24 protein-coding genes and 1 pseudogene are annotated in these 24,016 nt (G+C 63.7%); 14 read left to right on the plus strand and 11 right to left on the minus strand.

Going from position 1 to position 24,016, the window contains the following annotated elements; genetic code table 11:
- Nucleotides 1-199 precede the first annotated feature (199 nt).
- Complete coding sequence (locus BQ8482_RS16355) at nt 200-1,363, minus strand: M20 aminoacylase family protein (protein WP_123148597.1); 1,164 nt, start codon at nt 1,361-1,363, stop codon at nt 200-202.
- Between the two features lie 367 nt (nt 1,364-1,730).
- Here BQ8482_RS16355 and BQ8482_RS16360 point away from each other — a divergent pair, with 367 nt between their 5' ends.
- Nucleotides 1,731-2,918, plus strand: coding sequence for a D-alanyl-D-alanine carboxypeptidase family protein (locus BQ8482_RS16360; RefSeq protein WP_123148598.1), 1,188 nt, complete (start codon nt 1,731-1,733; stop codon nt 2,916-2,918).
- Nucleotides 2,919-2,922: 4 nt separating this feature from the next.
- Nucleotides 2,923-4,023 (plus strand): CobW family GTP-binding protein, encoded by a 1,101-nt coding sequence (locus BQ8482_RS16365; RefSeq protein WP_123148599.1) that lies wholly within the window; start codon nt 2,923-2,925, stop codon nt 4,021-4,023.
- Between the two features lie 174 nt (nt 4,024-4,197).
- Here BQ8482_RS16365 and BQ8482_RS16370 read toward each other — a convergent pair whose 3' ends face one another.
- The 5 genes from BQ8482_RS16370 to BQ8482_RS16390 form a co-directional block, all read right to left on the minus strand.
- Nucleotides 4,198-4,473 (minus strand): sulfurtransferase TusA family protein, encoded by a 276-nt coding sequence (locus BQ8482_RS16370; RefSeq protein WP_123148600.1) that lies wholly within the window; start codon nt 4,471-4,473, stop codon nt 4,198-4,200.
- Nucleotides 4,474-4,478: 5 nt separating this feature from the next.
- Nucleotides 4,479-5,771: a L,D-transpeptidase family protein gene (locus BQ8482_RS16375; RefSeq protein WP_123148601.1), complete on the minus strand. Its 1,293-nt coding sequence runs from the start codon at nt 5,769-5,771 to the stop codon at nt 4,479-4,481.
- Between the two features lie 295 nt (nt 5,772-6,066).
- Nucleotides 6,067-7,017, minus strand: coding sequence for an acetyl-CoA carboxylase carboxyltransferase subunit alpha (locus BQ8482_RS16380; RefSeq protein WP_123148602.1), 951 nt, complete (start codon nt 7,015-7,017; stop codon nt 6,067-6,069).
- 99 nt (nt 7,018-7,116) lie between these two features.
- Nucleotides 7,117-8,034 carry a site-specific tyrosine recombinase XerD gene (locus BQ8482_RS16385; RefSeq protein ID WP_123148603.1) on the minus strand — a complete coding sequence of 306 codons (918 nt, stop codon included), beginning with the start codon at nt 8,032-8,034 and terminating at the stop codon, nt 7,117-7,119.
- Between the two features lie 39 nt (nt 8,035-8,073).
- The gene (locus tag BQ8482_RS16390; RefSeq protein WP_123148604.1) at nt 8,074-8,226 is read right to left on the minus strand and encodes a histidine kinase; all 153 of its coding nucleotides are present in this window, start codon (nt 8,224-8,226) and stop codon (nt 8,074-8,076) included.
- A 275-nt stretch (nt 8,227-8,501) separates the two neighbouring features.
- Here BQ8482_RS16390 and BQ8482_RS16400 point away from each other — a divergent pair, with 275 nt between their 5' ends.
- The 5 genes and pseudogenes from BQ8482_RS16400 to BQ8482_RS16420 all read left to right on the plus strand — a co-directional run bounded on the left by BQ8482_RS16400 (nt 8,502) and on the right by BQ8482_RS16420 (nt 13,861).
- Entirely contained in the window at nt 8,502-9,107 is a 606-nt protein-coding gene (locus BQ8482_RS16400) for a shikimate kinase (protein WP_123148606.1), read from the plus strand.
- Nucleotides 9,104-10,267: a 3-dehydroquinate synthase gene (gene aroB / locus BQ8482_RS16405; RefSeq protein WP_123148607.1), complete on the plus strand. Its 1,164-nt coding sequence runs from the start codon at nt 9,104-9,106 to the stop codon at nt 10,265-10,267. Before BQ8482_RS16400 ends, aroB begins: the two co-directional genes overlap by 4 nt.
- Complete coding sequence (locus BQ8482_RS16410) at nt 10,264-11,157, plus strand: HlyC/CorC family transporter (protein WP_123148608.1); 894 nt, start codon at nt 10,264-10,266, stop codon at nt 11,155-11,157. The genes aroB and BQ8482_RS16410 overlap by 4 nt, the downstream gene beginning before the upstream one ends.
- A gap of 194 nt (nt 11,158-11,351) precedes the next feature.
- Nucleotides 11,352-12,155: an alpha/beta hydrolase gene (locus BQ8482_RS16415; protein ID WP_123148649.1), complete on the plus strand. Its 804-nt coding sequence runs from the start codon at nt 11,352-11,354 to the stop codon at nt 12,153-12,155.
- A 153-nt stretch (nt 12,156-12,308) separates the two neighbouring features.
- A pseudogene (locus tag BQ8482_RS16420) lies at nt 12,309-13,861 on the plus strand (acetolactate synthase large subunit).
- Between the two features lie 26 nt (nt 13,862-13,887).
- Here the strand turns inward: BQ8482_RS16420 and BQ8482_RS16425 are convergent.
- Complete coding sequence (locus tag BQ8482_RS16425; RefSeq protein WP_123148609.1) at nt 13,888-14,190, minus strand: BolA family protein; 303 nt, start codon at nt 14,188-14,190, stop codon at nt 13,888-13,890.
- Nucleotides 14,191-14,383: 193 nt separating this feature from the next.
- Here BQ8482_RS16425 and BQ8482_RS16430 point away from each other — a divergent pair, with 193 nt between their 5' ends.
- From BQ8482_RS16430 to BQ8482_RS16445, 4 genes are all read left to right on the plus strand, one after another.
- The gene (locus BQ8482_RS16430) at nt 14,384-15,013 is read left to right on the plus strand and encodes a J domain-containing protein (RefSeq protein ID WP_036262308.1); all 630 of its coding nucleotides are present in this window, start codon (nt 14,384-14,386) and stop codon (nt 15,011-15,013) included.
- 123 nt (nt 15,014-15,136) lie between these two features.
- The gene (gene cobS / locus BQ8482_RS16435) at nt 15,137-16,120 is read left to right on the plus strand and encodes a cobaltochelatase subunit CobS (RefSeq protein WP_123148650.1); all 984 of its coding nucleotides are present in this window, start codon (nt 15,137-15,139) and stop codon (nt 16,118-16,120) included.
- A gap of 47 nt (nt 16,121-16,167) precedes the next feature.
- On the plus strand, nt 16,168-18,066 hold the full coding sequence (gene cobT, locus BQ8482_RS16440; protein WP_123148610.1) for a cobaltochelatase subunit CobT: 1,899 nt from the start codon (nt 16,168-16,170) through the stop codon (nt 18,064-18,066).
- On the plus strand, nt 18,063-19,094 hold the full coding sequence (locus BQ8482_RS16445; RefSeq protein ID WP_123148611.1) for an esterase-like activity of phytase family protein: 1,032 nt from the start codon (nt 18,063-18,065) through the stop codon (nt 19,092-19,094). Before cobT ends, BQ8482_RS16445 begins: the two co-directional genes overlap by 4 nt.
- Nucleotides 19,095-19,127: 33 nt before the next feature.
- On the opposite strand, the gene BQ8482_RS16450 is transcribed toward BQ8482_RS16445, so the two are convergent.
- The 3 genes from BQ8482_RS16450 to rpmB form a co-directional block, all read right to left on the minus strand.
- Nucleotides 19,128-19,829: a spermidine synthase gene (locus BQ8482_RS16450; RefSeq protein ID WP_123148612.1), complete on the minus strand. Its 702-nt coding sequence runs from the start codon at nt 19,827-19,829 to the stop codon at nt 19,128-19,130.
- A gap of 83 nt (nt 19,830-19,912) precedes the next feature.
- On the minus strand, nt 19,913-20,593 hold the full coding sequence (locus BQ8482_RS16455) for a queuosine precursor transporter (RefSeq protein ID WP_123148613.1): 681 nt from the start codon (nt 20,591-20,593) through the stop codon (nt 19,913-19,915).
- 81 nt (nt 20,594-20,674) lie between these two features.
- The gene (gene rpmB, locus BQ8482_RS16460; protein ID WP_123148614.1) at nt 20,675-20,971 is read right to left on the minus strand and encodes a 50S ribosomal protein L28; all 297 of its coding nucleotides are present in this window, start codon (nt 20,969-20,971) and stop codon (nt 20,675-20,677) included.
- A 257-nt stretch (nt 20,972-21,228) separates the two neighbouring features.
- Here rpmB and BQ8482_RS16465 point away from each other — a divergent pair, with 257 nt between their 5' ends.
- Genes BQ8482_RS16465 through BQ8482_RS16475 form a run of 3 tightly spaced genes read left to right on the plus strand, consistent with a single transcriptional unit; the run spans nt 21,229 to nt 23,601 of the window.
- Entirely contained in the window at nt 21,229-22,017 is a 789-nt protein-coding gene (locus tag BQ8482_RS16465; RefSeq protein ID WP_123148615.1) for a DUF3108 domain-containing protein, read from the plus strand.
- A 28-nt stretch (nt 22,018-22,045) separates the two neighbouring features.
- Nucleotides 22,046-22,933: an aromatic amino acid exporter YddG gene (gene yddG, locus BQ8482_RS16470; RefSeq protein ID WP_123148616.1), complete on the plus strand. Its 888-nt coding sequence runs from the start codon at nt 22,046-22,048 to the stop codon at nt 22,931-22,933.
- Complete coding sequence (locus BQ8482_RS16475) at nt 22,930-23,601, plus strand: lysoplasmalogenase family protein (RefSeq protein ID WP_123148617.1); 672 nt, start codon at nt 22,930-22,932, stop codon at nt 23,599-23,601. The genes yddG and BQ8482_RS16475 overlap by 4 nt, the downstream gene beginning before the upstream one ends.
- Here the strand turns inward: BQ8482_RS16475 and BQ8482_RS16480 are convergent.
- Nucleotides 23,576-24,016 carry a cupin domain-containing protein gene (locus tag BQ8482_RS16480; RefSeq protein ID WP_123148651.1) on the minus strand — a complete coding sequence of 147 codons (441 nt, stop codon included), beginning with the start codon at nt 24,014-24,016 and terminating at the stop codon, nt 23,576-23,578. The genes BQ8482_RS16475 and BQ8482_RS16480 overlap by 26 nt on opposite strands.

Raw genomic sequence — 24,016 nt, forward strand, 5'->3', positions numbered from 1 at the left:
GGGACAATCCGACCTCTCCCCAAGGGGAGAGGAGCCAGCGCTGACGCTTCTCTCTCCCCGGCGAAGGTGGCCGCCCACGGGTCTTGCCTCCGGCAAGCCCGAGGACAGGCTCCGCGGCCGGATGAGGGGCAGTTCTCATATGCGATTGCCCTACCCTATATGGGGGCAAGCCCGAGGGCATGCTTTTGGGCGAAATGCATCAGGCGGCCAGCGCCGTCTCCGCGAGCTTCACCCAGTAGCTCATGCCGTGCGGGATGACCTCGTCGTTGAAGTCGTAGGCCGGATTGTGGAGACCGGCGGTGTCGCCATTGCCGATGAAGATGAAGGCGCCGGGCCGCGCCTCCAGCATATAGGAGAAATCCTCGCCGCCCATCACCGGCTGGATGGCGCGGTGCACATGGGCCTCGCCGGCGACTTCAGCCGCGACATCGCTGGCGAAGGCCGTCTCCTCCGGATGGTTGAAGGTGACGGGATAATTGGCGTTGTAGTCGACCTCGATCGTTGCGCCGAAGGCCGCGCCCACGCCCTCGCAGATGGCGCGCACACGCTGCTCAGCCTTCCTGGCGACCTCCCCCTTCAGCGTGCGCACGGTGCCGGCGATCTCGGCGCTCTCGGGAATGACATTGTAGGCGTCGCCGGCGTGGAATTTCGTCACCGACACCACGACAGACTCGACCGGATCGGTGCTGCGCGAGGCGATCGTCTGCAGAGCGCCGACGAGCTGGCTGGTGATGACGATCGGGTCGATCGTGCCGTGCGGCATCGCCGCATGCCCGCCCCGGCCCTTGACTGTGATGGTGAATTCGGCGGTCGCCGCCATGATCGGGCCCGGCTTGATGGCGAATTGCCCGACCGGCAGGCCCGGCATGTTGTGCATGCCGAATACCTTGGAGATGCCGAAGCGCTCCATCATGCCGTCCTTGACCATCTCGTTGCCGCCACCGCCGCCTTCTTCGGCCGGCTGGAAGATCACTGCGACGGAACCGGCGAAATTGCGCGTCTCGGCAAGATATTTGGCAGCACCGAGCAGCATCGCGGTGTGGCCGTCATGGCCGCAGGCGTGCATCTTTCCTGGAATGGTCGAGGCGTAGGGTTTTCCGGTGATCTCGTTGAGCGGCAGCGCGTCCATGTCGGCGCGCAGGCCGATGCTCGTGCCTTCGCCCAGGCGGCCGCGGATGATGCCGACGACACCGGTCTTGCCGAGCCCGGTCACCACCTCGTCGCAACCGAAGGCCTTCAGCTTGTCGATGACGAAGGCGGCGGTCTTGAAGACGTCGAAATTCAGCTCCGGCGTCTGGTGCAGATGGCGGCGCCAGCCGGCGACCTCGTCTTGCATTTCGGCGGCGCGGTTCAGGATCGGCATGATGGTTCCATCTCGCTGTTGGAGCAGACGGGCTCTGCCTGCTGCTTTGCAAATTGTGCCTGTGTTTTACAATTGTCATTCAGGCACTTTGCCATCTTGACGTCACATAGGCTAAATAGCACCGCAAGATTGCGATCCGGACAGGGACCGGATCACCATGCTGGCGATCGCGTAACAAATCTTACGGAGCCAGAGGCGACTGCGGCAAGAGGCGATTTCGGATTCCACCATGCGGTACAGGCATTTCCTCAAACTAAAGCGCGTCGCGTTTGACCGGCCTCATGCGACGCGCTTTAGCGTTGTCGTTTTTATGCATGTCGTGATCGCAAAACCGCTGCACACTTTTGCGCGACATGCACGTTGGTTTATGCATGTCGTTATCGCAAAACCGCTGCACACTTTTGCGCGACATGCATTATTGCTGGCGGGCGCCGCGGCGCTTCCGGTGCTGGCCGGACCGGCTCTCGCCAATCCGACGATCGTGTTCGACCTGGGGAATGGCAAGATCCTCCAGCACCAGGAGGCTTTCAAGCGCTGGTATCCTGCCTCGCTGACCAAGCTGATGACCGCCTATGTGGCATTTCGTGCGATTGCCGCGGGCGAGGTCCAGCTCGATTCGCCGATCAAGGTCACGAAGCGTTCCGCCGGGGAGCCGCCGAGCAAAATGGGCTTCAAGCCGGGTTCGGTCATGCGGCTCGACAACGCGCTGAAGATGATGCTGGTCAAATCGGCCAACGACGTCGCCATGGCCGTCGGCGAGAACATCGGCGGTTCGCAGGCCGCTTTCGCCGAACGCATGAACACCGAGGCGCGCCGGCTCGGCATGACCGGAACGCATTTCGTCAACCCGAACGGGCTGTTTTCGCCGGACCAGTATACGACGGCGCGCGATCTCGGCTTGCTGGTGATGGCGATCCGCACGGAATTTCCGCAATATGCCCCATGGTTCTCGATCGAGGGCCTGGCCATCGGCAAGAAGCAGATCCCGAACTACAATCTCCTGATCGGCCGCTATCGCGGCGCCGACGGCATGAAGACCGGTTTCGTCTGTCCCTCGGGCTTCAACATGATCGGCTCGGCAACACGCGACGGGCGCACGCTGGTGGCGGTGGTGCTTGGCGAGAAGTCGGCCGTCAGCCGCGCCGAGACCGTCGCCAGGCTGCTCGACCACGGCTTTGCCACGCCGACACCGGGCTGGTTGACGGTGGCGGCGCTGCCTTCCTATGGCGACACCACATCGGTCAACAACCTGAATGACGAGATTTGCAGGAAGAAGCCGGCTAAGGAGCAGTCGGAAGCCGTCCCCGTCGGCGACAAGAATGCGCCAAAATCTCCTTATCGGAAAAAGCTCGACCATGTGCCGACATTGGTCGCTGTCGGCCTTGGCGGCGCCACCGGGCCGAAGCCGAAGGCCATGCTCGATGCATCGGGCCAGGAATATGCAGACGTGCCGCTGCCGAACTGGCGGCCCGACCTGCCGCCGCCGCCCGGCGCCGAGCCGGCAGTGATCGGTTCCGCAACTGCGGCCCGGGAGCCCGCCAAGGCCGTGAACTAGCCTGATGAGCAGCGGCTTTCCCATCGCCGTCTCGGTGCTGACCGGTTTTCTCGGCGCCGGCAAGACGACGCTGCTCAACCGGCTGCTCAGGGATCCCGCGCTTGCCGACACCGCGGTCATCATCAACGAGTTCGGCGAGGTGGCGATCGACCATCTCCTGGTCGAACAGGCCTCCGACGGCATCATCCAGCTTTCCGACGGCTGTCTCTGCTGCACGGTGCGCGGCGAACTGGTCGACACGCTGGCCGATCTCGTCGACCGGCTGCAGACCGGCCGCATCGCCCGGCTTGCCCGTGTCATCATCGAAACCACCGGCCTCGCCGATCCGGCGCCGGTGCTGCAGTCGATCATGGCGCATCCGGCGCTGGTCCAGGCCTTCCGGCTCGATGGCGTCATCACGCTGGTCGACGCGGTCAACGGCAATGCGACGCTCGACGCCCATGTCGAGGCGGTGAAGCAGGTGGCGGTCGCCGACCGCATCGTGCTGACGAAAGCCGATCTGGCCACCGATCCACGCGACGTCGAGGCCCTGCGGGCCCGGCTGCGGCAGATCAATCCGGGTGCCGAACTGCTCGATGCCGGTGACAGCAGGACCGATGTGGCGGCGCTGTTCGATTGCGGCCTCTCGGCCACCAAGTCCGCCGACGTGCGGCGCTGGCTGGGCGAGGAAGCCGCCCATGATCATCATGGCGATCATGACCACGGCGACCATGAGCACGTTCACGATCATCGGCACGATTCCCGCGTACGCGCCTACTCGCTGGTTCATGACGGGCCGGTGCCGTTTTCGGCTATCGAGATGTTCCTCGACCTGTTGCGATCGGCGCATGGCGAGCGCCTGCTGCGCATGAAGGGCATCATCGAATTGCTGGAAGACCCATCGCGGCCACTGGTCGTCCACGGCGTCCAGAAGATCCTGCATCCGCCGGTGCGGCTGCCGTCCTGGCCGGACGGCCAACGCGGCACAAGGCTGGTGCTGATCACGCTCGACATGCCGGAAGACTACGTCCGCCGGCTGTTTGCCGCCTTCACCAACCGGCCATCGATCGACACACCGGACCGCGCAGCGCTGGAAAACAACCCGCTGGCGATTGCTGGTCGGTGAAGCGGCTGATCTCCCCCCTCGAGGGGGAGAAGCCAAGTGGTGGCAAAGAGGGCAGGCCAGAGGGGGTCGGCTCGGCTGGCGCGACGCCCCGTAGGACGAAAGAAAAGGTTGGCGCTTTACGCGCGGCGACCCCCTCTGTCGCCTTCGGCGACATCTCCCCCTCGAGGGGGGAGATTATCCCGCTCCGCGCTCGACGAGGAAGCGATGGCCGCCTGAGATCGCTGCCGTTTCGATCAGATGATGGCCGCTCTCGGCGCAGAAGGCGGGAATGTCGATGACGGCGAGGGGGTCAGTGGTTTCGAGCCACAGGCGGCTGCCCGGCTGCATTGTGGCCAACCGCTTTTTTGCCTTGAGCACGGGCAACGGGCAGTTCAGGCCTTTGAGGTCGTAGACGGCGGCGGGGCTGGTTGAGGGCCTGTCTTCCTGGCCCCCATCTTCTTGTGCAAGCATGAACCTCAGCCGCCGAACATGCCGAGCAGCCTCTTCTTCAGCCTTGTCGCCGTGCTTTCGGCGTCCGCAGCCTGCGTTTCGACTGCCGGGGCGGCCTCCGATGGCGCTACGGTGGCGGTGACGACAGGCATTTCTGCGGCGGCCTTGGCAGCTTCCTTCTCGGCCAGAGCCTGAGCCTTGGCCGCCTCTTTCTCGGCCTTGGCTGCTTCTATCGCGGCAAGCCTTTGCTCCTCGGCCTTCTGCTTGGCGGCTTTCTCGGCGTCGAGCGCGGCCATCTTGCGGCCCGCCGGCGAATCGATGCGGCCCATGCGCGCCGTCTCGGTCACCGAGCCGTCGGCGTTGAACGACGGCGGATCGATCGGCACGCGTTCGCCACGGGCGCGCTTCTTCGACCACTCGGAGACGATGCTGGCTTCCTTGATGCCGGCGATGGTCGGCTTGGGCGCCGGCACGCTGGCCTTGACCGCGCCGTTGAAGGCCGCTTCGTAGGTGCTCTGATAGGCATTGAAGGCGCTCTTCAGCGAATCCGGCTGCGTCGTCGCGGGGCAGGCGCCGGCCGGATCGAACGTCGCGCCGTCAGCCGCGACCTGGTTGAAGACATAACGCTTCTCGCAGACATCGACCTTCGGCGGCACTTTTGTGATCTCGAAATTGTCGTAGCCGACCTTCAGCATCTTCCAGAATTCGTAGTTCGGGTCTTTGCGATAACGCGCCATGTTGGCGGCGGTCATGCGGAACGGAAAGGCCTGGATCTGGAACTCGGTCTGCCCGCCCTGGAAGGCATCGCGGCCGAAGGCGTAGATCTGCTCGATCTGTGCGTCGGTCATCGAATAGCAGCCCGACGACGAGCAGGCGCCATGGACCATCAGATGGGAACCGGTGCGGCCATTGGCGCGGTCGTAGACGTTGGGGTAGCCGATGTTGAAGGCAAGGTGGTAGCTCGACCGCGGATTCATCTGCGCCGGACGGACCGTATAGAAGCCCTCCGGCGCCTGGCGGTCGCCTTCGGTGTATTTGGGACCCAGCTTGCCCGACCATTTGCAGATGTCGTAGCTGGCGACCAAGTCATAGCGGCCGTTGGTCTTGGCCTTCCAGATTTCGATCTTGCCCTCTTCCTTGAAGATGCGGGCCATCACCGGCGAGGTGCGGGTCATGCCCTTGGCCTTCATGCTGGCCAGGATCTTGTCGGGCAGCGGCTTGTTGGCCTGGGGGGCAAAATCCTTCATCGAAGAATCGGTGCAGCCGGCGACGCCTAACGCGGCAATCACAAGTCCGGTGCGGGCAAGCTTGGCAAACATGGCTATGTCTTTTCTTTCGGGCCGCAGGCATCAGCGCCGTCAGGCCCAACCCTAATCCCGTTAACCTTGAAAATTCCTTACTGCAAGCGCCGGGCCTTACGGCAATCTGATTGAAACGAGTGCAGCGGCATTTTTGTGGCGGAAACGCTCAATCTCGCCACATTGCAGCGCCGAAACAGTCTGGCGGTCCGTCCGATTGAAATCGGACGGCCTGAATCTTCTTGCTTGACCATGATCTTTTCCGAAAACCGGTACCCACTTTTTGCTACGCTGACCTTCGGTTCGGGATCATGGTCTAGAGGTTTCGCCCCATAGCCAGGTATTTCTCGCGGCGCTGCTCACGAAAATCGGTGTTGGCGCCGGAGAATTCCTTCATCGTCTTGGCGATGAGATCGCCGGTGGCGGCAATCACCGTTTCCGGGCCACGATGGGCGCCGCCGAGCGGTTCGGGAATGATGGCGTCGATGATCTTCAGCTCCAGCAGGTCCTGGGCGGTGATCTTCATATTGGTCGCCGCATCCTTCGAGCGGGTGGTGTCGCGCCACAGGATCGAGGCGGCGCCCTCCGGCGAGATCACCGAATAGATGGCGTGTTCGAGCATATAGACGCGGTTGGCGGTGGCGATCGCAATGGCGCCGCCCGAGCCGCCTTCGCCGATGACCACCGAGATCGACGGCACCTTCAGGCCGAGACAGGCCGAGGTCGAACGGGCGATGGCTTCCGCCTGGCCGCGCTCCTCGGCATTGACGCCGGGGTAGGCGCCGGCCGTGTCGACCAGCGTCAGCAACGGGATATTGAAGCGGTCTGCGAGTTCCATCAGCCGCACCGCCTTGCGGTAGCCCTCCGGCCGCACCGAGCCGAAATTATGCCTCAGCCGGCTGGCCGTGTCCGAACCCTTTTCCTGGCCGATGATCGCGACCGGCTCGCCGCGGAAGCGGGCGAAGCCCCCGACGATTGCCTGGTCCTCGCCGAAATTGCGGTCGCCGGCAAGCGGGGTGAAGTCGTTGAACAGGCCCTTGATGTAGTCGACGCAATGCGGCCTGTCCGGATGGCGCGCCACCTGCACCTTCTGCCACGGGGTCAGCGCCCTATAAGTGTCGCGCAATGCGTCGCGCACGCGTTTCTCGAGACGGCTGATCTCATCGCCGACATCGACCGCCTCGCCATTCTCGGCGAGCTTCTTCAGCTCGAGGATTTTGCCTTCGAGATCGGCGACCGGCTTTTCGAAATCGAGGTAATTGTACATTCTTGAGCGGACCGATAAGCCGGGAGGCAATGACTGACGGAACCTGGGAAATGGAGGCTCCGGGCGGTGGAACGTCGCCCTCACATAGCGATATGACGTCTAGTCGGCAAGCGGATGATGATCGTTGACCAGCCGCACCAGCCGCTCCTCCAGCACGTGCGTGTAAATCTGCGTCGTTGAAATATCGGCATGGCCAAGCAACTGCTGCACGGCCCTGAGATCGGCGCCGTTCTGCAGCAGATGGCTGGCGAAGGCATGGCGCAGCACATGCGGCGATATTTTCGCCGAGGCGATGCCGGCGCGCGCGGCAAGGCCCTTCAGGTCGCGGGCGAAGACCTGCCTGGAGAGATAGCCGCTGTCGCTTGCTGCCGGGAAAAGGAACGGGCTATCTGCGAAAGCCGGCACCGTGGCCCGGGCAGCGAGCCAGGTCCGCATGGCCATGCGCGCCTTTGCCGACAGCGGCACCATGCGTTCCTTGTCACCCTTGCCGCGCACCATGAAGAAACGATCGTCGCGCTGCGCCACCGTCACCGGCAGGCCGACCAGTTCGGAGACGCGCAGGCCGGTGGCGTAGAGCACCTCGACCAGCGCATGCAGGCGCAACGCCGCCAGCCTGTCGCCATCGTTCAGCGAGGCGTCAGCTGCTTCTTGCGCCGCACGGTCGAGCAGCCGGCCGGTGTCGGCCTCGCTCATCGTCTTCGGCAGCGGCCGGCCTTTCTTCGGACTGTCCAGGGTTCCGGTCGGGTCGTCGCGGCGCAGGCCTTCAGCATAGAGGAACTTGAAGAACTGGCGGATCGCCGACAGTTTGCGTGCCTGCGAGGTGGCGGCAAAACCGCGTGCGGCGATCTCGTCGAGATAGGAGCGGATATCGGCGGCGGCGGCACCCGCGAGCCCGCCGCCGATCTCGGCCGAAGCGTCTTCGAGGTCGCGGCGATAGCTGGAAAGCGTGTTTTCGGCAGCGCCGCGCTCGGCGCTCATCATTTCCAGAAAGGCTTCGATGCGGGCCGCGCTGTTCATTGCTTCGGGTCAGTTTTCTTTTGGGTCAGTTTTTCTTGATTAGTTTTTTGGGGGATTCAGCTTTTCGGGAGGAATGCGTACGCTCATTTCGGCCTTTCTCGGCTCGACGAACATCGCAAGAGCGAACATCGCGCCATAGACAATGCCGGCCAGAATCGTGAGCGTCACGACAAAGCGAAACAGTGTCGGCATCAATTTTCGCCCGTCTGCTTGTTCTGCGTTTCCAAACCCTGTGCCCTTATGAGACGCCAATCCGGCCAATTCAAGGGCGAAGCTCGGATGACGCGCGGCCGCGCCACGCTTGACGCAATCAGGCTTTTGATGTCGATACGCCGGCAAAGAGGGCCTAAGCAGGCATTCATGGGCTGGCCCATGAATGCCTGCTTGGATTCTTTGGCTTGTCGCAGGTTCTTGTCGCAAACCGTGGGGACACTTTTGCTGAACCTGCTTAGAAACGTCATGGTGTCATGAACGCGCTACCAGCAAATCCTCCTGATGAGAGCCATGCCGCGCTGCTCGGCCGCCTGGGCAACCGCTCCATCGTCTTTGTCGGCCTGATGGGCGCCGGCAAGACGGCGATCGGCCGCAAGGTGGCGGCGATACTGGGACTGCCTTTCATCGACAGCGATCAGGAGATTGAAAGCGTGTCGCGCATGAGCGTGCCGGAATTGTTCGAACGCTATGGCGAGACCGAGTTCCGGGCGCTGGAGCAGCGCGTCATCCTGCGCGTGCTGGAACACGGGCCTCAGGTGCTGTCGACGGGCGGCGGCGCCTTCATGAGCGCGCAGACGCGGGAGGCCATTGCCGGCCATGGCGTGTCGGTATGGCTGAAGGCCGAGATCGACCTCTTGATGGACCGCGTTTCCAAGAAGCAGAACCGGCCGCTCCTGAAAAGCGCCGATCCCCGCGCCGTGATCGAGCGGTTGATGGCCGAGCGCTATCCGGTCTACGCAGCCGCAAATGTCACCGTGCCGACCCGCGACGATCGCAAGGAGGTCATTGCGGCCGAGGTGGTGAACGCGCTTTGCGGGTATTTCGGCGTTGCAGCCGCGACAGGCGAGGTGCGCTCGTGAGCAGCAATGCGACAGTCACCGTCGAAGTCGGGCTTGGCGATCGTGCCTATGACATATTGATCGGCTCCGGCCTGCTTTTGCGCGCCGGCAGCGAGATTTCGCGCCGCCTGCCCGGCACGCGCGCCGCCGTGGTCACCGACGTCAACGTCGCCGCCGCCCACCTCGAGACGTTAAAGGCCGGCCTCGAAAAGGGCGGCACCCAGCCTGCCGTCATCACGCTGCCGGCTGGGGAGAAAACCAAGAGTTTTGCGCATCTAGAGGAGGTGGTGGACGGCGTGCTGGCAGCCAGGCTTGAGCGCGGCGATGTCGTCATCGCGCTCGGCGGCGGTGTCATCGGCGATCTGGCCGGCTTTGCCGCCGGCATCGTGCGCCGCGGCATGAATTTCGTGCAGATCCCGACTTCGCTGCTGGCGCAGGTCGACTCTTCCGTCGGCGGCAAGACCGGCATCAACAGTGCGCGCGGCAAGAACCTCGTCGGCGTCTTCCACCAGCCGAAACTGGTGCTGGCCGATACCGAAGTGCTCGACACGCTGCCGATCCGGGAATTTCGCGCCGGTTACGCCGAACTCGCCAAATACGGGCTCATCGACCGCCCCGAGTTCTTCGCCTGGCTGGAGCAAAACTGGGGCAAAGTGTTTGCCGGCGGCCCGGAGCGAGCCGAGGCCATCGCCGAAGCCTGCCGCGCCAAGGCCGATGTCGTCGCCCGCGACGAGTTCGAGACCGGCGACCGCGCGCTGCTCAATCTCGGCCACACGTTCGGCCATGCGCTCGAGGCCGCCACCCACTATGACAGCACCCGTCTCGTCCATGGCGAGGGGGTCGCCATCGGCATGGCGCTGGCTTATCGCTTTTCGTCGCGCCTCAATCTGGCAAGTCCCGACGACGCGGCGCGCGTCGAGGCGCATCTTCGCGCCGTTGACCTGCCCTGGCGCATGGCCGATATCCCGGGCGAATTGCCTGATGCCGAGGCGCTGCTCGCCTTCATCACCCAGGACAAGAAGGTGTCGCGCGGCGCGCTGACCTTCATCCTGGCGCGCGGCATCGGCCAAGCCTTCATCGCCAAGGATGTGCCGGCGTCGGAAGTGCTGTCGTTTCTGAGGGAGAACCATCCGGGGCAGCAGGAAAGCCGCCCGGGTCAGCCGAAAGGCAGCCCGGGATGAACGAGGGCGGCTGGATCGTCGCTGGCGTCCTTGCCGGGCTCGGCCTGCTCGCCTTCGCCTTTCGCGCGCGCCTGCTCGCCGCCTTCGGCTATCAATTGCAGCGCATCGAGCCGCAGCATTCGAACCATGATGAAGCGCGCGGCGCCGTCGACGATTTTCGGCGCGACGGCCAGGTGGTGCGCGAGGATCGCGCCCGCATCGGCCGCCTGTCCGATCTCGATGAGCTCGAAGTGTCCGATGTCATGGTCCATCGCACCAACATGCGGTCGGTCAATGCCGACAATCCGCCGGAAGCGGTGGTGCGCGAGATCCTGCAGAGCCCGCATACCCGCCTGCCGTTGTGGAAGGGCTCGCTCGACAACATCGTCGGCGTGCTGCATGCCAAGGACCTGCTGCGCGCGCTGAACGATGTCGGCAACGACTTTTCCCAGATCGACGTGATGAAGATCGCGACAAAACCGTGGTTCGTGCCCGACACCACGACGCTGCAGGAACAGCTCAACGCCTTTCTGCGCCGCAAGGCGCATTTCGCCATCGTCGTCGACGAGTATGGCGAGGTCGAGGGGCTGGTGACGCTGGAGGACATCATCGAGGAGATCGTCGGCGAAATCGCCGACGAGCACGATATCGACATGCAGGGCGTCAAGCAGGAAGCCGACGGCTCCGTTGTCGTCGACGGCACTGTGTCGATCCGCGACCTGAACCGGGCGCTCGACTGGAACCTGCCGGACGAAGAAGCCACCACCATTGCCGGTCTCGTTATCCACGAGACGCAATTGATTCCGGACGAGAAGCAGGCTTTCACCTTTCACGGCAAGCGCTTCGTCGTCATGAAGCGCGACAAGAACCGGATCGCAAGGCTGAGGATCAGGCCGGCCGGCGACATTTAAAGCGCGTGGCGTCTGAAAAGATTCACGCAACGCGCTTTAAATTCTTGTTTTTATGCATGTCGTTGTCCCAAAACCGCTGCGCACTTTTGGGCGACATGCATTAGTTCCGGTAGGTTCTGTCCCGGCTAACCAATCCTTGACTGGACGCTCGCCGCGCCGGCGTGCACTTTCGACTGGGCTGTCTGGAGATGACGGTGATCGATCGGCGAACCCTGCTTTTGATGTCGATGGCTTTGTTGCCGGCCGGCGCTGCGGCGGCATCGCGCCGGCGCTCGCCGTCTCCGCAAACCTTCGACTACGGACTGGCCAGGCTCGACATCTACTCGCGCGATGGCGCAAGCTCCCTGCCTGTGGTCCTTTTCATCCATGGCGGTGCCTGGCGGGCCGGCAATCGCACCAACGTCAACGTCAAGCCGGCCTTCCTGCTCGACAACGGCTTCTGCTTCGTCTCCATCGACTACCGGATGCTGCCTAAGGCCGATGTCGCCACCCAGGCCGACGATGTCGAGCAGGCATATCGCTACGTGCGCGCCAACATCGCCAGATACGGCGGCGATCCGAACCGGATAGCGGTCATGGGGCATTCGGCCGGCTGCCATCTCGCTGCACTGACCGGGCTGCGCGGCGGTCTGCCCGGCGTCGCAGCGCTGGTCCTGAACGATACCAGGGCCTATGACCTGGAGGCGCTTGCGAGGAGCGGCGGCATGACACGCACTTATGCCCGGGCCTTTCCCGATCCGGCGCAATGGCGCGCGCTGTCGCCGGCGGCGCATATCGAGGGCCGCAAACACCCGCCGACCTTTGTCGCCTATTCGCGCGCACAGGGGAGGGAGCAGGATTCCAGGGCCTTCGCCGAGCGTTTGCGTGCCACCGGGACCGAGGTCATGCTGTTCGACGGCAGCGCTTATTCGCACATGTCGATCAATCGCGATTTCGGCGAGGAGGGCGATGCCCTGACCGCAGCGGTGATGATCTTCCTGAAGGCGACGATCGTCTGATTTCGCTGGCGATCGCTTCGCCTGGCTTTTCGATGTCCACCGCGATCGCGGCCGCCCTTCAAGCTGGATCATGTCAAAGTCGGCGGCGGGATATTGCTCTCGGGGCGTATCCCAGCTCAATTGCCGTTCGGTCGACATGCGAGGGAGAAGTTCATGAATGGGGCCGACGTCCTGTGCGACGTGCTTTTGGCGAACGGCGTGAACGTCTGCTTCGCGAACCCCGGCACCTCTGAAATGCATTTCGTGGCGGCGCTCGACCGCAAGCCCGAAATGCGCTGTGTGCTCGGCCTGTTCGAGGGCGTGGTGACGGGAGCTGCCGACGGTTACGCCCGGATGACCGACCGGCCGGCCGCGACGCTGCTCCACACCGGCCCTGGACTGGCCAATGGATTGGCCAATATCCACAATGCCCGGCGCGCCCGCATACCGATGATCAACATTGTCGGCGATCATGCCTCTTATCATCTTGAACTTGACGCGCCGCTTACCAGCGACATCGAAAGCCTCGCGGCGCCGATGTCGAACTGGGTCCGTCGCATCGCGGGTCCGGCCGACATCGCGCCCGCCGCGCAAGCGGCTTTTCGCGCCTCGCTGATGCCTCCGGGGATCGCGACCTTGATCCTGCCGGCGGACGCGGCTTGGGGTGATGCCAGCCCGGTCTCGTTGGCCACGGTGGAGCTTCCCCCGTCGCCTTCGGTCGACATGAGTGTTGTCCGCAAGATTGCCGAAGCGATACGTGCCGCTCCAGGGCGCGCGGGCATCGTCGTGCGTGGGCTCGCGGCGCGCGCCGATGCGCTCGAGATCGCCGGCCAGATCTCGGCGGCGATGGATGTTCGCGTGTTTGGCGAGGTTCTGATCGCGCGCATGGAGCGCGGCGTGGCCGTGTCGCGCCCGTGCGCATCCCCTATCCGATCGACGCCGCGGCGGCCTTGCTCGACGACATCGATGTCCTGATCCTTGTCGGCGCCAAGGAACCGGTGGCCTTCTTTGCATATCCGGGAAAGCCGGGACGGCTCGTCCGTGAGGGTTGTGATGTATTGACGCTGGCCGCGCACGGCGAGGATCTGAAGGCAGCGCTGGCGGCGCTTCGCGAGGAACTTGGCGTCAGGCCATCGCGGCAGCTTCCCATCGCCACGGCCTTTCCCGACGAGTCAACCCCGCGCGGTAAGCTGACCGACGATGCAATGGCGCTTTTGGTGGCGAGAAGACTTCCCGCCAATGCCATCGTCTGCGACGAGGCCGTCACTTCGGCGCGACGCTACTTCGCCCTATCGGCCTTCGCAGCGCCGCATGACTACATGATGGCCACCGGTGGATCGATAGGTGGAGGCATCCCGCTGGCAACCGGGGCGGCGATTGCCTGTCCCGGCCGCAAGGTCGTCAACCTGGAGGCGGATGGCAGCGGGATGTATACCGTGCAGGGGTTGTGGACGCAGGCAAGGGAAAAGCTCGACGTGGTCACGATCGTTTTCTCGAACCGAACCTACGCGATCCTGCATGGCGAAATGCGCAATGTCGGCGTGAATGCTGTTGGCGAGAATGCCAGACGCATGCTTGATCTCGACCAACCGGCGCTGGACTGGGTTTCGCTGGCAAATGGCATGGGTGTAGAAGCCGCCCGCGCCGGGACTTGCGAGCGGTTCGACGCGCTGCTGGACAGCGCCATGTCCCGCCCCGGGCCGTTTCTCATCGAAGCATTGATCTGACCGGATTCGCGACCCGCCTTGGAAACTTACCAGCGCGTCTTTTCGTCCGGCGCGGCCGGCTCGATCGCCAGCGCATGGACACCAGCCTTCAGCTCGTCGGCCAGCAATTCGTTGACCGCGCGATGGCGCTCGATGCGGCTCATGCCGGCAAAGGCCGAGGAGACGATGCGGACGCGGAAATGCGTCTCGCCGGTGCCGTCATAGGTGCCGTGATGGTCGGAGTCCTGATGGTGATGGCCGGCATGCAGATGGCTTTCGTTGATGATGACCAGCCGCTCCGGCGAGAACGCCTTCTTCAACTTGCCTTCCATCGTTGACTGTATGGACATTCGTACTTCCCTTCACCACATATGGCCCGCGCATGACCCCCGAAAATCGGTGCCCTTTGCGCGTCCAGAAGGACGCGCGGTGCCGCCGCCGCGACAAAATTCGCCGATCGCCCGCTTTATGCCGCGATTCAGCGGTTAGGGCGATCATCGCGAAAATGTCAATTCTTGTTTCGCACCGGCGAACAGCCCATAAATGGGTGAGATGAAACCGTACCCCAAATATTTCGAGAAAATTCGCATCCGCCCGGAGAAGGATGCGGAGCTGAAGTCGCGCTCGCCGATCTGCCAGTGGGACGGTTGCAAGGAGGCAGGCACCCATCGCGCGCCGGTCGGACGCATGAAAGAGGGCGAATATTTTCAGTTCTGCTTCGATCATGTGCGCGAGTACAACAAGGGCTTCAATTATTTCTCCGGTGTCCCCGATACCGAGATCGCCCGCTTCCAGAAGGAAGCGATGACCGGCCACCGGCCGACATGGAAGATGGGCGTCAACGGCGCCTCGACGCGCTCCTCGCCCGATTTCGCCCAGCAGCGTTCCGGCCGCGCCGGCTACTACAACCGCATGCGCGATCCGTTCGACCTGTTCAAAGGCCCGAAGGATCCGCGCGAGGCGCGTGAGCGCAAGGCCAAGCCGCTTGAGGCCAAGGCGCTGGAAACGCTTGGCCTTGATACAAAGGCGACTGGCAAGGACATCAAGGCGCGTTATAAGGAACTGGTGAAACGCCACCATCCGGATGCGAATGGCGGCGACAGAGGTTCGGAAGACCGGTTCCGCGATGTGCTCCAGGCCTATCGCGTGCTCAAGCAAGCAGGATTGTGCTGAGCGACCTTACGGTCCGGGTCGTTTTCCAACTTTCATAAGGTTGGAAAAGGCTTTAAGACCGCCCCCGAACAAAATCGATTGCCGGCGAAACGCGGCGTTTCGCCCGTGGAGACGTTGATAAAGATGAAGGTCGATCGCGACATCGCCAACCTGCCCGACACCACCGTGTCGGTGAAGGAGAAATTTGGCTTCGAGTCCAAGATGGTGGTGCCGGCTTATTCGGTGACAAGCGAGCATGTGCCCGACATCGACCCGGATTATCTGTTCGACAAGAACACGACGATGGCGATCCTCGCCGGCTTCGCCTACAACCGCCGCGTCATGGTGGCGGGCTATCACGGCACCGGCAAGTCGACGCATATCGAGCAGGTCGCCGCCCGCCTCAACTGGCCCTGTGTGCGCGTCAACCTCGACAGCCATGTCAGCCGCATCGATCTCGTCGGCAAGGACGCGATCGTCGTCAAGGACGGGCTGCAGATCACCGAATTCCGCGACGGCATCCTGCCCTGGGCCTACCAGCACAATGTCGCGCTGTGCTTCGACGAGTACGATGCCGGCCGTCCGGACGTGATGTTCGTCATCCAGCGCGTGCTGGAATCGTCCGGCCGGCTGACGCTGCTCGACCAAAGCCGGGTCATCCGCCCGCATCCGGCGTTCCGGCTGTTCTCGACCGCCAACACCGTCGGTCTCGGCGATACCACCGGCCTTTATCACGGCACCCAGCAGATCAACCAGGCGCAGATGGATCGCTGGTCGATCGTCACCACGCTGAACTATCTGCCGCACGACAATGAGGTGAACATCGTGCTGGCCAAGGCCAAGCACTATCGCGACGGCAAGGGCAAGGAGATCGTCAACAAGATGGTGCGTGTCGCCGACATGACGCGTTCGGCCTTCATCAATGGCGACCTGTCGACTGTCATGAGCCCGCGTACGGTCATCACCTGGGCCGAGAATGCCGAGATCTTCGGCGATATCGGCATGGCGTTCCGGCTGACCTTCCTCAACAAATGCGACGAACTGGAACGCTCGCTGGTCGCCGAGTTCTACCAGCGCGCCTTCGGCCAGGATCTGCCGGAATCCGCGGCGAATGTGGTGCTGGGGTAAGCATGGCTCGATTCCGATTTTCGGGGTCATGCTCCAAGGAATGATCGATGGCGGGTCCGGGCGACAACACGCGCAACAAGTCGAAGACGGGTTCTGAAGCCGACAGCTTCAAGCGCGCCGTCACCGTCTGCATGCGCGCGATCGCCGGCGACAAGGACCTCGAAGTCGGTTTCGCCAAGGATCGGCCGGCGCTCGCCGGCAGCCGCGCCCGGCTGCCCGAACTGCCGAAAAAAGCGTCCAAGGCCGACATCGCCATCACCCGCGGGCTCGGCGATTCCATGGCGTTGAAGCGCGCCTGCCACGACACGCGCATCCACACCAGGCTGGCGCCGGAGGGCAAGCAGGCCCGCGCCATCTACGATGCGGTCGAGCAGGCCCGCGTCGAGGCGATCGGCTCCCGCGCCATGCAAGGTGTGGCCGACAATATCGGCTCGATGCTCGAGGACAAATACGCCAGGGCCAACCTCATCGACGTCAAGGACAAGGCCGATGCGCCGATCGAGGAAGCGCTGGCCCTGATGGTCCGCGAAAAGCTGACCGGCCGCGCCGTGCCGAAGAGCGGCGAGCGGCTGGTCGACCTCTGGCGCCCGTGGGTCGAGGAGAAGGCAAGCGCCGATCTCGACGGGCTGTCGGCAAAGCTCGACGACCAGCAGGCGTTCGCCCGCGTCGTGCGCGAGATGCTGGCTTCCATGGAGATGGCCGAGGAACTCAGTGACGACCAGGAGACCGAAGACTCCGAAGACAATGACGAAAACCAGCCGCAAGGCGAGGAACAGAGCGAGGAGGGCGGCGAGGACGATTCCGGCTCCGAGCAGTCGCAGTCCGACGATACCGAGGCGTCGTCCGACGACGAGCAATCGGCCGAGACGGAGGCATCCGATGCCACCGCCGACGACCTGTCCGACGATGACGACGCCGATGCCGAGACACCCGGCGAGGCGCGCCGCAACGACAATCCCTTCACCAACCTGTCGAAGGAGATCGACTACAAGGTCTTCACCACCGCCTTCGACGAGACGGTGGGTGCGGAGGACCTGTGCGAGGAAGAGGAATTAGATCGGCTGCGCGCCTTCCTCGACAAGCAGCTTGCCAACCTGTCGGGCGTTGTCGGCCGGCTGGCCAACCGGCTGCAGCGCCGCCTGATGGCGCAGCAGAACCGGTCCTGGGATTTCGACCTCGAAGAGGGTTATCTCGATCCGGCGCGGCTGGTGCGCGTCGTCATCGACCCGATGCAGCCGCTGTCCTTCAAGCAGGAACGTGACACCAAATTCCGCGACACGGTGGTGACGCTGGTGCTCGACAATTCGGGCTCGATGCGCGGCCGGCCGATCACGGTCGCCGCCACCTGCGCCGACATTCTGGCGCGCACGCTGGAGCGCTGCGGCGTTTCGGTCGAGATTCTCGGCTTCACCACCCGCGCCTGGAAGGGCGGGCAGGCACGCGAGAAATGGCTGAAGGAAGGCAAGCCGCCGAATCCCGGCCGGCTCAACGATCTGCGCCACATCATCTACAAATCCGCCGACCATCCGTGGCGGCGGGCGCGCCGCAATCTCGGCCTGATGATGCGCGAGGGCCTGCTCAAGGAAAACATTGACGGCGAGGCGCTGCTTTGGGCGCACAACCGCCTGATCGCCCGGCCGGAGCAGCGCAAGATCCTGATGATGATCTCAGACGGCGCACCGGTCGACGATTCGACGCTGTCGGTCAATCCGGGCAACTATCTCGAACGGCATCTGCGCGCGGTGATCGAACTGATCGAGACGCGCTCGCCGGTCGAGCTTTTGGCCATCGGCATCGGCCACGACGTTACCCGCTATTACAGGCGCGCCGTCACCATCGTCGATGCCGAGGAACTGGCCGGCGCCATGACCGAGCAACTGGCCTCGCTGTTTGGCGAGGAAAGTACGCGGGACACGCGGCGCGGCGGCATGCGGCGCGCCGGATGATTTTTTCGCGGGGCGGCTTTCGGCAGACGCTTTTCGCCGCCACAGCGCTGTTCGTTGCCGGCATCGCCTTGTCGCCTTGCATCGCCGCCGGCACCGCTTCGGTCGAGCCGATCGAAATCTCGGCACGGCCGATAGACCGGTTTCACATCGGCCGTGACGAGAAGCGGTTCGGCCCGCTTGAATTCGTCGGCGGGCTAGAAATGACCTCGCCGTCACGCGATTTCGGCGCGCTGTCGGCGTTTCGCTTCCTCAAGCCCGGCAGTGATTTGATCGGCGTCGCCGACACCGGTTTCTGGTTCTTCGGCACGGTTACCCATGATGCCGACAAGCGCCCGTCCGGCATCCGGAATTTCCGTATGCAGCAAATGGCCGACGAGGCGGGCCATGTGATCGATGAGAAATGGCAGGTCGACGCGGAAGGGCTTGCGGTCAAGGACGGCATTGCCACAGTCGGCTTCGAGCGCGATCACCGCATTGCACAGTTCAAGATCGAACCGGGCGACATGAAGCCGCCGTTCAGGCAGCTCGACTTCCTGGTTCCTGCCTGGGAGCTCCGACGGAATCGCGGCTTGGAGACCATCACCCACGCCAATCCTCACGGGCAGCACGAAGGCGGGCTGGTCGTGGTCTCGGAAAAGAGCCTCGACAAATCAGGCAACATCTATGCGGCTGTTATCGAAGGGCCGCACAAAGGCGTTTTCACCGTTAAGCGCAACGGCGATTTCGATATCACCGACGGCGCCTTCCTGCCGGACGGCGACCTCTTGCTTTTGGAGCGCAGCTATTCGATGGCCCGCGGCGTCAAGATCCGGCTGCGGCGCATCTATGGCGAGAGCGTCGAGAAGGGCGCCGTTGCCGACGGGCCGGTGCTGATGGAAGCCGACATGAGCTACCAGATCGACAACATGGAAGGGCTAGACGTCTGGACCCGCGACGACGGCGCGCTGATGGTGTCGCTGATCTCCGACGACAACCACTCGATGCTGCAGCGCAATCTCTACCTGGAATTTGTGCTGCACGAGGATTGAGAGGCGGTCGGCAAGGGACGGTCGATAACAAGTCTACAGCTTGGCGCCGGTTGCCGCAGGCCGGGGTCCGTTGGTCGCGATCCAGATAACGTGGCGGGCGCCGCGCTTGCCGTTGGCGCGGACTTTGACTTCCTCGACCGCGAAGCCCGCCTGCTTGAGCCTGCGGGTAAAACCGCTGTCGGGTCCCTGCGACCAGACCGCCAGCACGCCGCCGGGCGTGAGCGCTGCTCTCGCGCTGATCAGCCCAGCTATACTGTAGAGAGCATCGTTGGCCTGGTGGACGATCCCTTCCGGACCGTTGTCGACGTCGAGCAGGATGGCATCCCAGGCCGAGGCTTCCGATCGTATGAGCTGCCCGACATCCATTTCGCGAACAGTCACGCGTGGATCGTCGAGACAGCCACCGAACACCGCGGCCATCGGGCCGCGCGCCCACGCCACGACGGCGGGCACCAACTCGGCGACAACGATACGGACATCGGCGCCAAGCCCGGCTAGAGCGGCACGCAGCGTGAAACCCATGCCCAGCCCGCCAATCAGGATTTTCGGCTGGCGATGGCCGGCAATCCTTTGGCAGGACAGCCGGGCCAGCGCTTCCTCGGAGCCGCTGAGGCGGCTGTTCATCAGCTCGTTCGAGCCGAGCATGATCGAGAATTCGGCGCCGCGTTGTTTCAGGCGAAGCTCGTGGTCGCCGTCAGGCGTTTGCGCGGTATCGAGCTGGACCCATGGGATCATGCTCGAGAACCTGTGAGCATGATCCTTTCCGAACCGCAGGTCAGCGATAGCAAAAACCGGTTCCCACTTTCAGGGATCATGCTCTATGCCGCCAGTGCCGGCTGGCTCCAGCGGGCGGCAAGCAGCCGGTAGGGGATCAGCGCCACCACGGCGATGATCAGCTTCACGCCGAGGTCGCCGAGCGCCCATGACACCCAGCGCATGGTCTCGACCGGCAGCACGCCCATCAGCGGCGCGGTTTCGAGCGCGAAGCCATCGTTCGGGCCAGCGAAGGCGAAAGCCGCCGAAAAGGCGACGGTGAAGAACACGGCGGTGTCGAATACCGAGCCGACCAGCGTGCCGACGATCGGCGCCCGCCACCAGCTCTGCCGGCGCAGCCGGTTGAACACGGTCACGTCGAGCAGTTGCGCGATCAGGAACGCGGTGCCGGAAGCCGCCGCAATGCGCACCAGCCGGTCGGCGGCCGTTTCGAACTCGATCAAGCCGTAGCGGAACAGCAGGGGCGGGATGACGACCGAGCAGATTACCGCCGCCGTGAAGCCGACAAACACGATCCGGCGCGCCACGGCCGGACCGTAGCGGCGGTTGGCAAGGTCGGTGACCAGGAAGGAGAACGGATAGGTGAAGGCGCCCCAGGTCAGAATGTCGGCCAGCGACAAGCCGCCGATCGCACCTTGCAGCGGGAACTGCACGAGGATGTTCGACGCCACCACGACAAGCGCCATGGACGCAACAAAGGACAGATATCGGGAGACAAAACTCATTTTTTTATCCTGGGTAATGGAACCAGCGGGGTGTCATGCCGAGTTCGGACGACACTCCTTGGAAGGCGGTTGCCTGAAAAATTAAGCGGCCGGCTGTTCGGCAAGCTTCTTGGCGATCTGCTTCTTCAGCAGGCGCGCGCGCTGCGACAGCTCCTTGACGTCGGCCTTGGCAAGGAACGCATCGAGGCCGCCGCGATGCTCGACCGAACGCAGCGCGTTGGCCGAAATGCGCAGGCGAACATTCTGGTTCAGCGCTTCCGAGATCAGCGTCACATTGACGAGATTGGGCAGGAAGCGACGCTTGCTCTTGTTGTTGGCGTGGCTCACATTGTTGCCGGACATGACTGCCTTGGCAGTGAGTTCGCAGGTGCGGGACATGGTTCTAAACCTTCAGTTCTCGGTCTGGCCAAACATTCGACCCGCGCCGGGTGGCGCGCAGTTTCGGTCAGGCGGCCTTATGGAAAAAGTTGGCGTTCCATAGTTGCATTTCGCCGATGCGTCAAGCTCCGGCTTGCGCGCGGGTGTGACGACGCCTTTCACATAAAGGCCGGAATTCAGCCTATAAGCGGTCGCACAAGGAGATACCAGGCCGGAGTTGTCCGCTTCCGCTGAAAAATCGAGGATCAATCCCCGCCATGCTTCGTTCGTCTCTTGCTCTCCTTGCCTCGCTTGCCGTGGCGCTGCCGACGGCAGCGTCTGCCGCCACGCCACAATCCTTCAAGGGCGAGTATACGGTATCGATCCACGGCTTCTCGGTGGCCAAGGCAAGCTTTTCCAGCAGTTACGAAGGCGACACCTATTCGATCGACGGCAGCGTCTCCAGCGCCGGCCTCGCCACAATATTCGACGACACGCGTGGCACGGTCTCGTCAAAGGGCACGATTTCGGGCAAGCAATTGCAGCCGCAAGCGTTCCGCGCCGACTACAAGTCGGGCGAGAAGGCGTCGATGATCGATATCCAGTTCGCCAATGGCACTGTTACCGCGACGAAGGTCGTGCCTGCGCCGAAGAAGCGCAATCCCAAGAATTGGATACCGCTGGGCGCCAGCCATCTCGCGTCGGTGCTTGATCCGATGGCCGCCACTGTCATCCATGCCGATAGTCTCGACAAGGTCTGCGGGCGCACGGTGAAACTCTATGATGGCGAGATGCGCGCCAATCTGACGCTGACCTACGATTCGAAAGGCTCGACCTCGGTGCGCGGCTACAAGGGCGATACCGTCACTTGCAGGCTGGGCTTTGAGCCGGTGGCGGGGTACCGCAAGAACCGCAAAGCTTTGAAGTACCTGAAGGATCGCAGCCGCATCATGGTGACGTTTGCGCCGGTCGGCCAAACTGGCGTATATGCGCCGATCCACGCCACGGTCAGCACGAAAATCGGCACTCTCACCGTCAGCGCGGAGCGGTTCGAAGCAACAGAATAGGCGCGATCGCGCGCCGCCGGAGACGGACATGGGGCGCGCAACACTGATCGGCTTCTCGGCGGTCGCCATGTGGGCGCTGCTGGCGCTGCTTACGGACGCTTCCGGCGCGGTGCCGCCGTTCCTGCTTTCGGCGATCACCTTCACGATCGGCACCAGCGTCGGGCTCGTCGCGCGGCTGTTCATGCCGGCCGCCGCCAGCCGGCAGAAGATACCGCCGCAAGTGTGGGTGATCGGCATTGCCGGCCTGTTCGGCTATCATTTCTTCTATTTTACCGCGCTGCGCAACGCACCAGCGGTGGAGGCGAGCCTCATCGCCTATCTGTGGCCGCTGCTGATCGTGCTCGGATCGGCGCTGATGCCGGGCGAGCGGCTGGCCTGGAACCATGTCGTCGGCGCACTGCTCGGTCTTGCCGGCACTGTCCTGATCGTCACCAAGGGTGGCGGGCTTGCCTTCGACGCACGCTATGCCTTCGGCTATGCGATGGCCGGCGTCTGCGCCGTGCTGTGGTCGTCCTATTCGCTGTTGTCGCGCCGCTTCCCGTCGGTGCCGACCAGCATCGTCACCTGGTTCTGTGCGGCTACGGCAGCGCTTTCGCTTGTCTGCCATCTCATGCTGGAAGAGACGGTGCTGCCTGTCGGCGCCGGCCAGTGGCTGGCCGTGCTCGGCCTTGGGCTGATGCCGGTGGGCGCGGCCTTCTACGCCTGGGACATCGGCGTCAAGCGCGGCAACATCCAGGTGCTGGGCGCGGCGAGCTATGCCGCGCCGCTGCTGTCGACGCTGGTGCTGATATCAGCCGGTTTCGCCGAACCGTCCCTGCGCGTCCTCGCCGCCTGCGTGCTGATCACCGGCGGGGCGGCTCTTGCGGCGAAATCGCTGTTCTTGCGCAAGCAGGCAACGCGCGAGGCAGGGGCATGACGCCGTTTCCCGGCGGCATCGACGCCAACGCCAATGCGACGCTGCTGTTTTCGCTGGCGGCGGCGGTGATCTACGCCTTCACCATCGACATGCCGCCGAAGCTTGCGCGTTCTGCGGTCAAGACACTGGCCGTGGCAATGCTTGCCGTGCTGGCATCGCTGCAGGGCGGTCCGTGGCTGCTCGTCGCTGCGCTGACGCTCAGTGCCATCGGCGACGCGTTCCTGTCACGCGAGGGTGAAAAGGCTTTTCTCGGCGGGCTGGCCAGTTTTCTCGTTGCGCATGGGCTTTACATCGCGCTGTACCTGCGCTTCGGCGACGGGGTCGGGCTGCTGTCGGCCGAGCCGTGGCGCGCAGCGATTGCCATGGCAATGGCCGTGTTCGCGCTCGCCATGCTTTTTGCGCTCTGGCGCCGTGTCGGCCCCGCCTTGCGCCTTCCGGTCAGCGTCTATATCGCGGCAATCCTCGCCATGGCGATTTCAGCCCTCACCCTGAGCAATTTCTGGATCATCGGCGGCGCCGCGCTGTTCATCGCGTCCGACGGGCTGCTCGCCTCGGAAAAGTTCCTGCTAAGCGCCATCTCGCCACACCGCGCCTGGATGCGCAACGCGGCCTGGATGCTGTATTACGCCGCCCAGCTGGCGATCACGATGGGTTTCCTGTTGGGCTAGGACTCCAACCCGATTCGGCCAGTTCGAAGGCGGCGAAATCGAAGCCCGGCGCCACGGTGCAGCCGAGCAGCGTCCACTCGCCTAGGCTGCGTGCCGATTGCCACCAGCCTGCCGGCACGACGATCTGCGGCCGCTCGCCCGCCGCCAAGGCCGCGCCGAGCACCTGCTCGATCACCGGCCCGTTTTCCCGATGAATCGACAGTGCCAACGGGGCGCCGGCATAGAAATGCCAGACCTCGGCCGCGTCCTTGACGCGGTGCCAGGCCGACACTTGCTCCTGCTCCAAAAGGAAATAGATCGCGGTCGAATGGCCGCGCGCGCCCTCCGCGCCATCGCGGAAGGTCTCGGCATACCAGCCGCCTTCCGGATGCGGTTTCAGGCCGAGCGTTGCGATGATTTCGGCGGAACTGGTCAT

It is taken from the genome of Mesorhizobium delmotii, from assembly GCF_900149755.1.
Lineage (GTDB): Bacteria > Pseudomonadota > Alphaproteobacteria > Rhizobiales > Rhizobiaceae > Mesorhizobium > Mesorhizobium delmotii.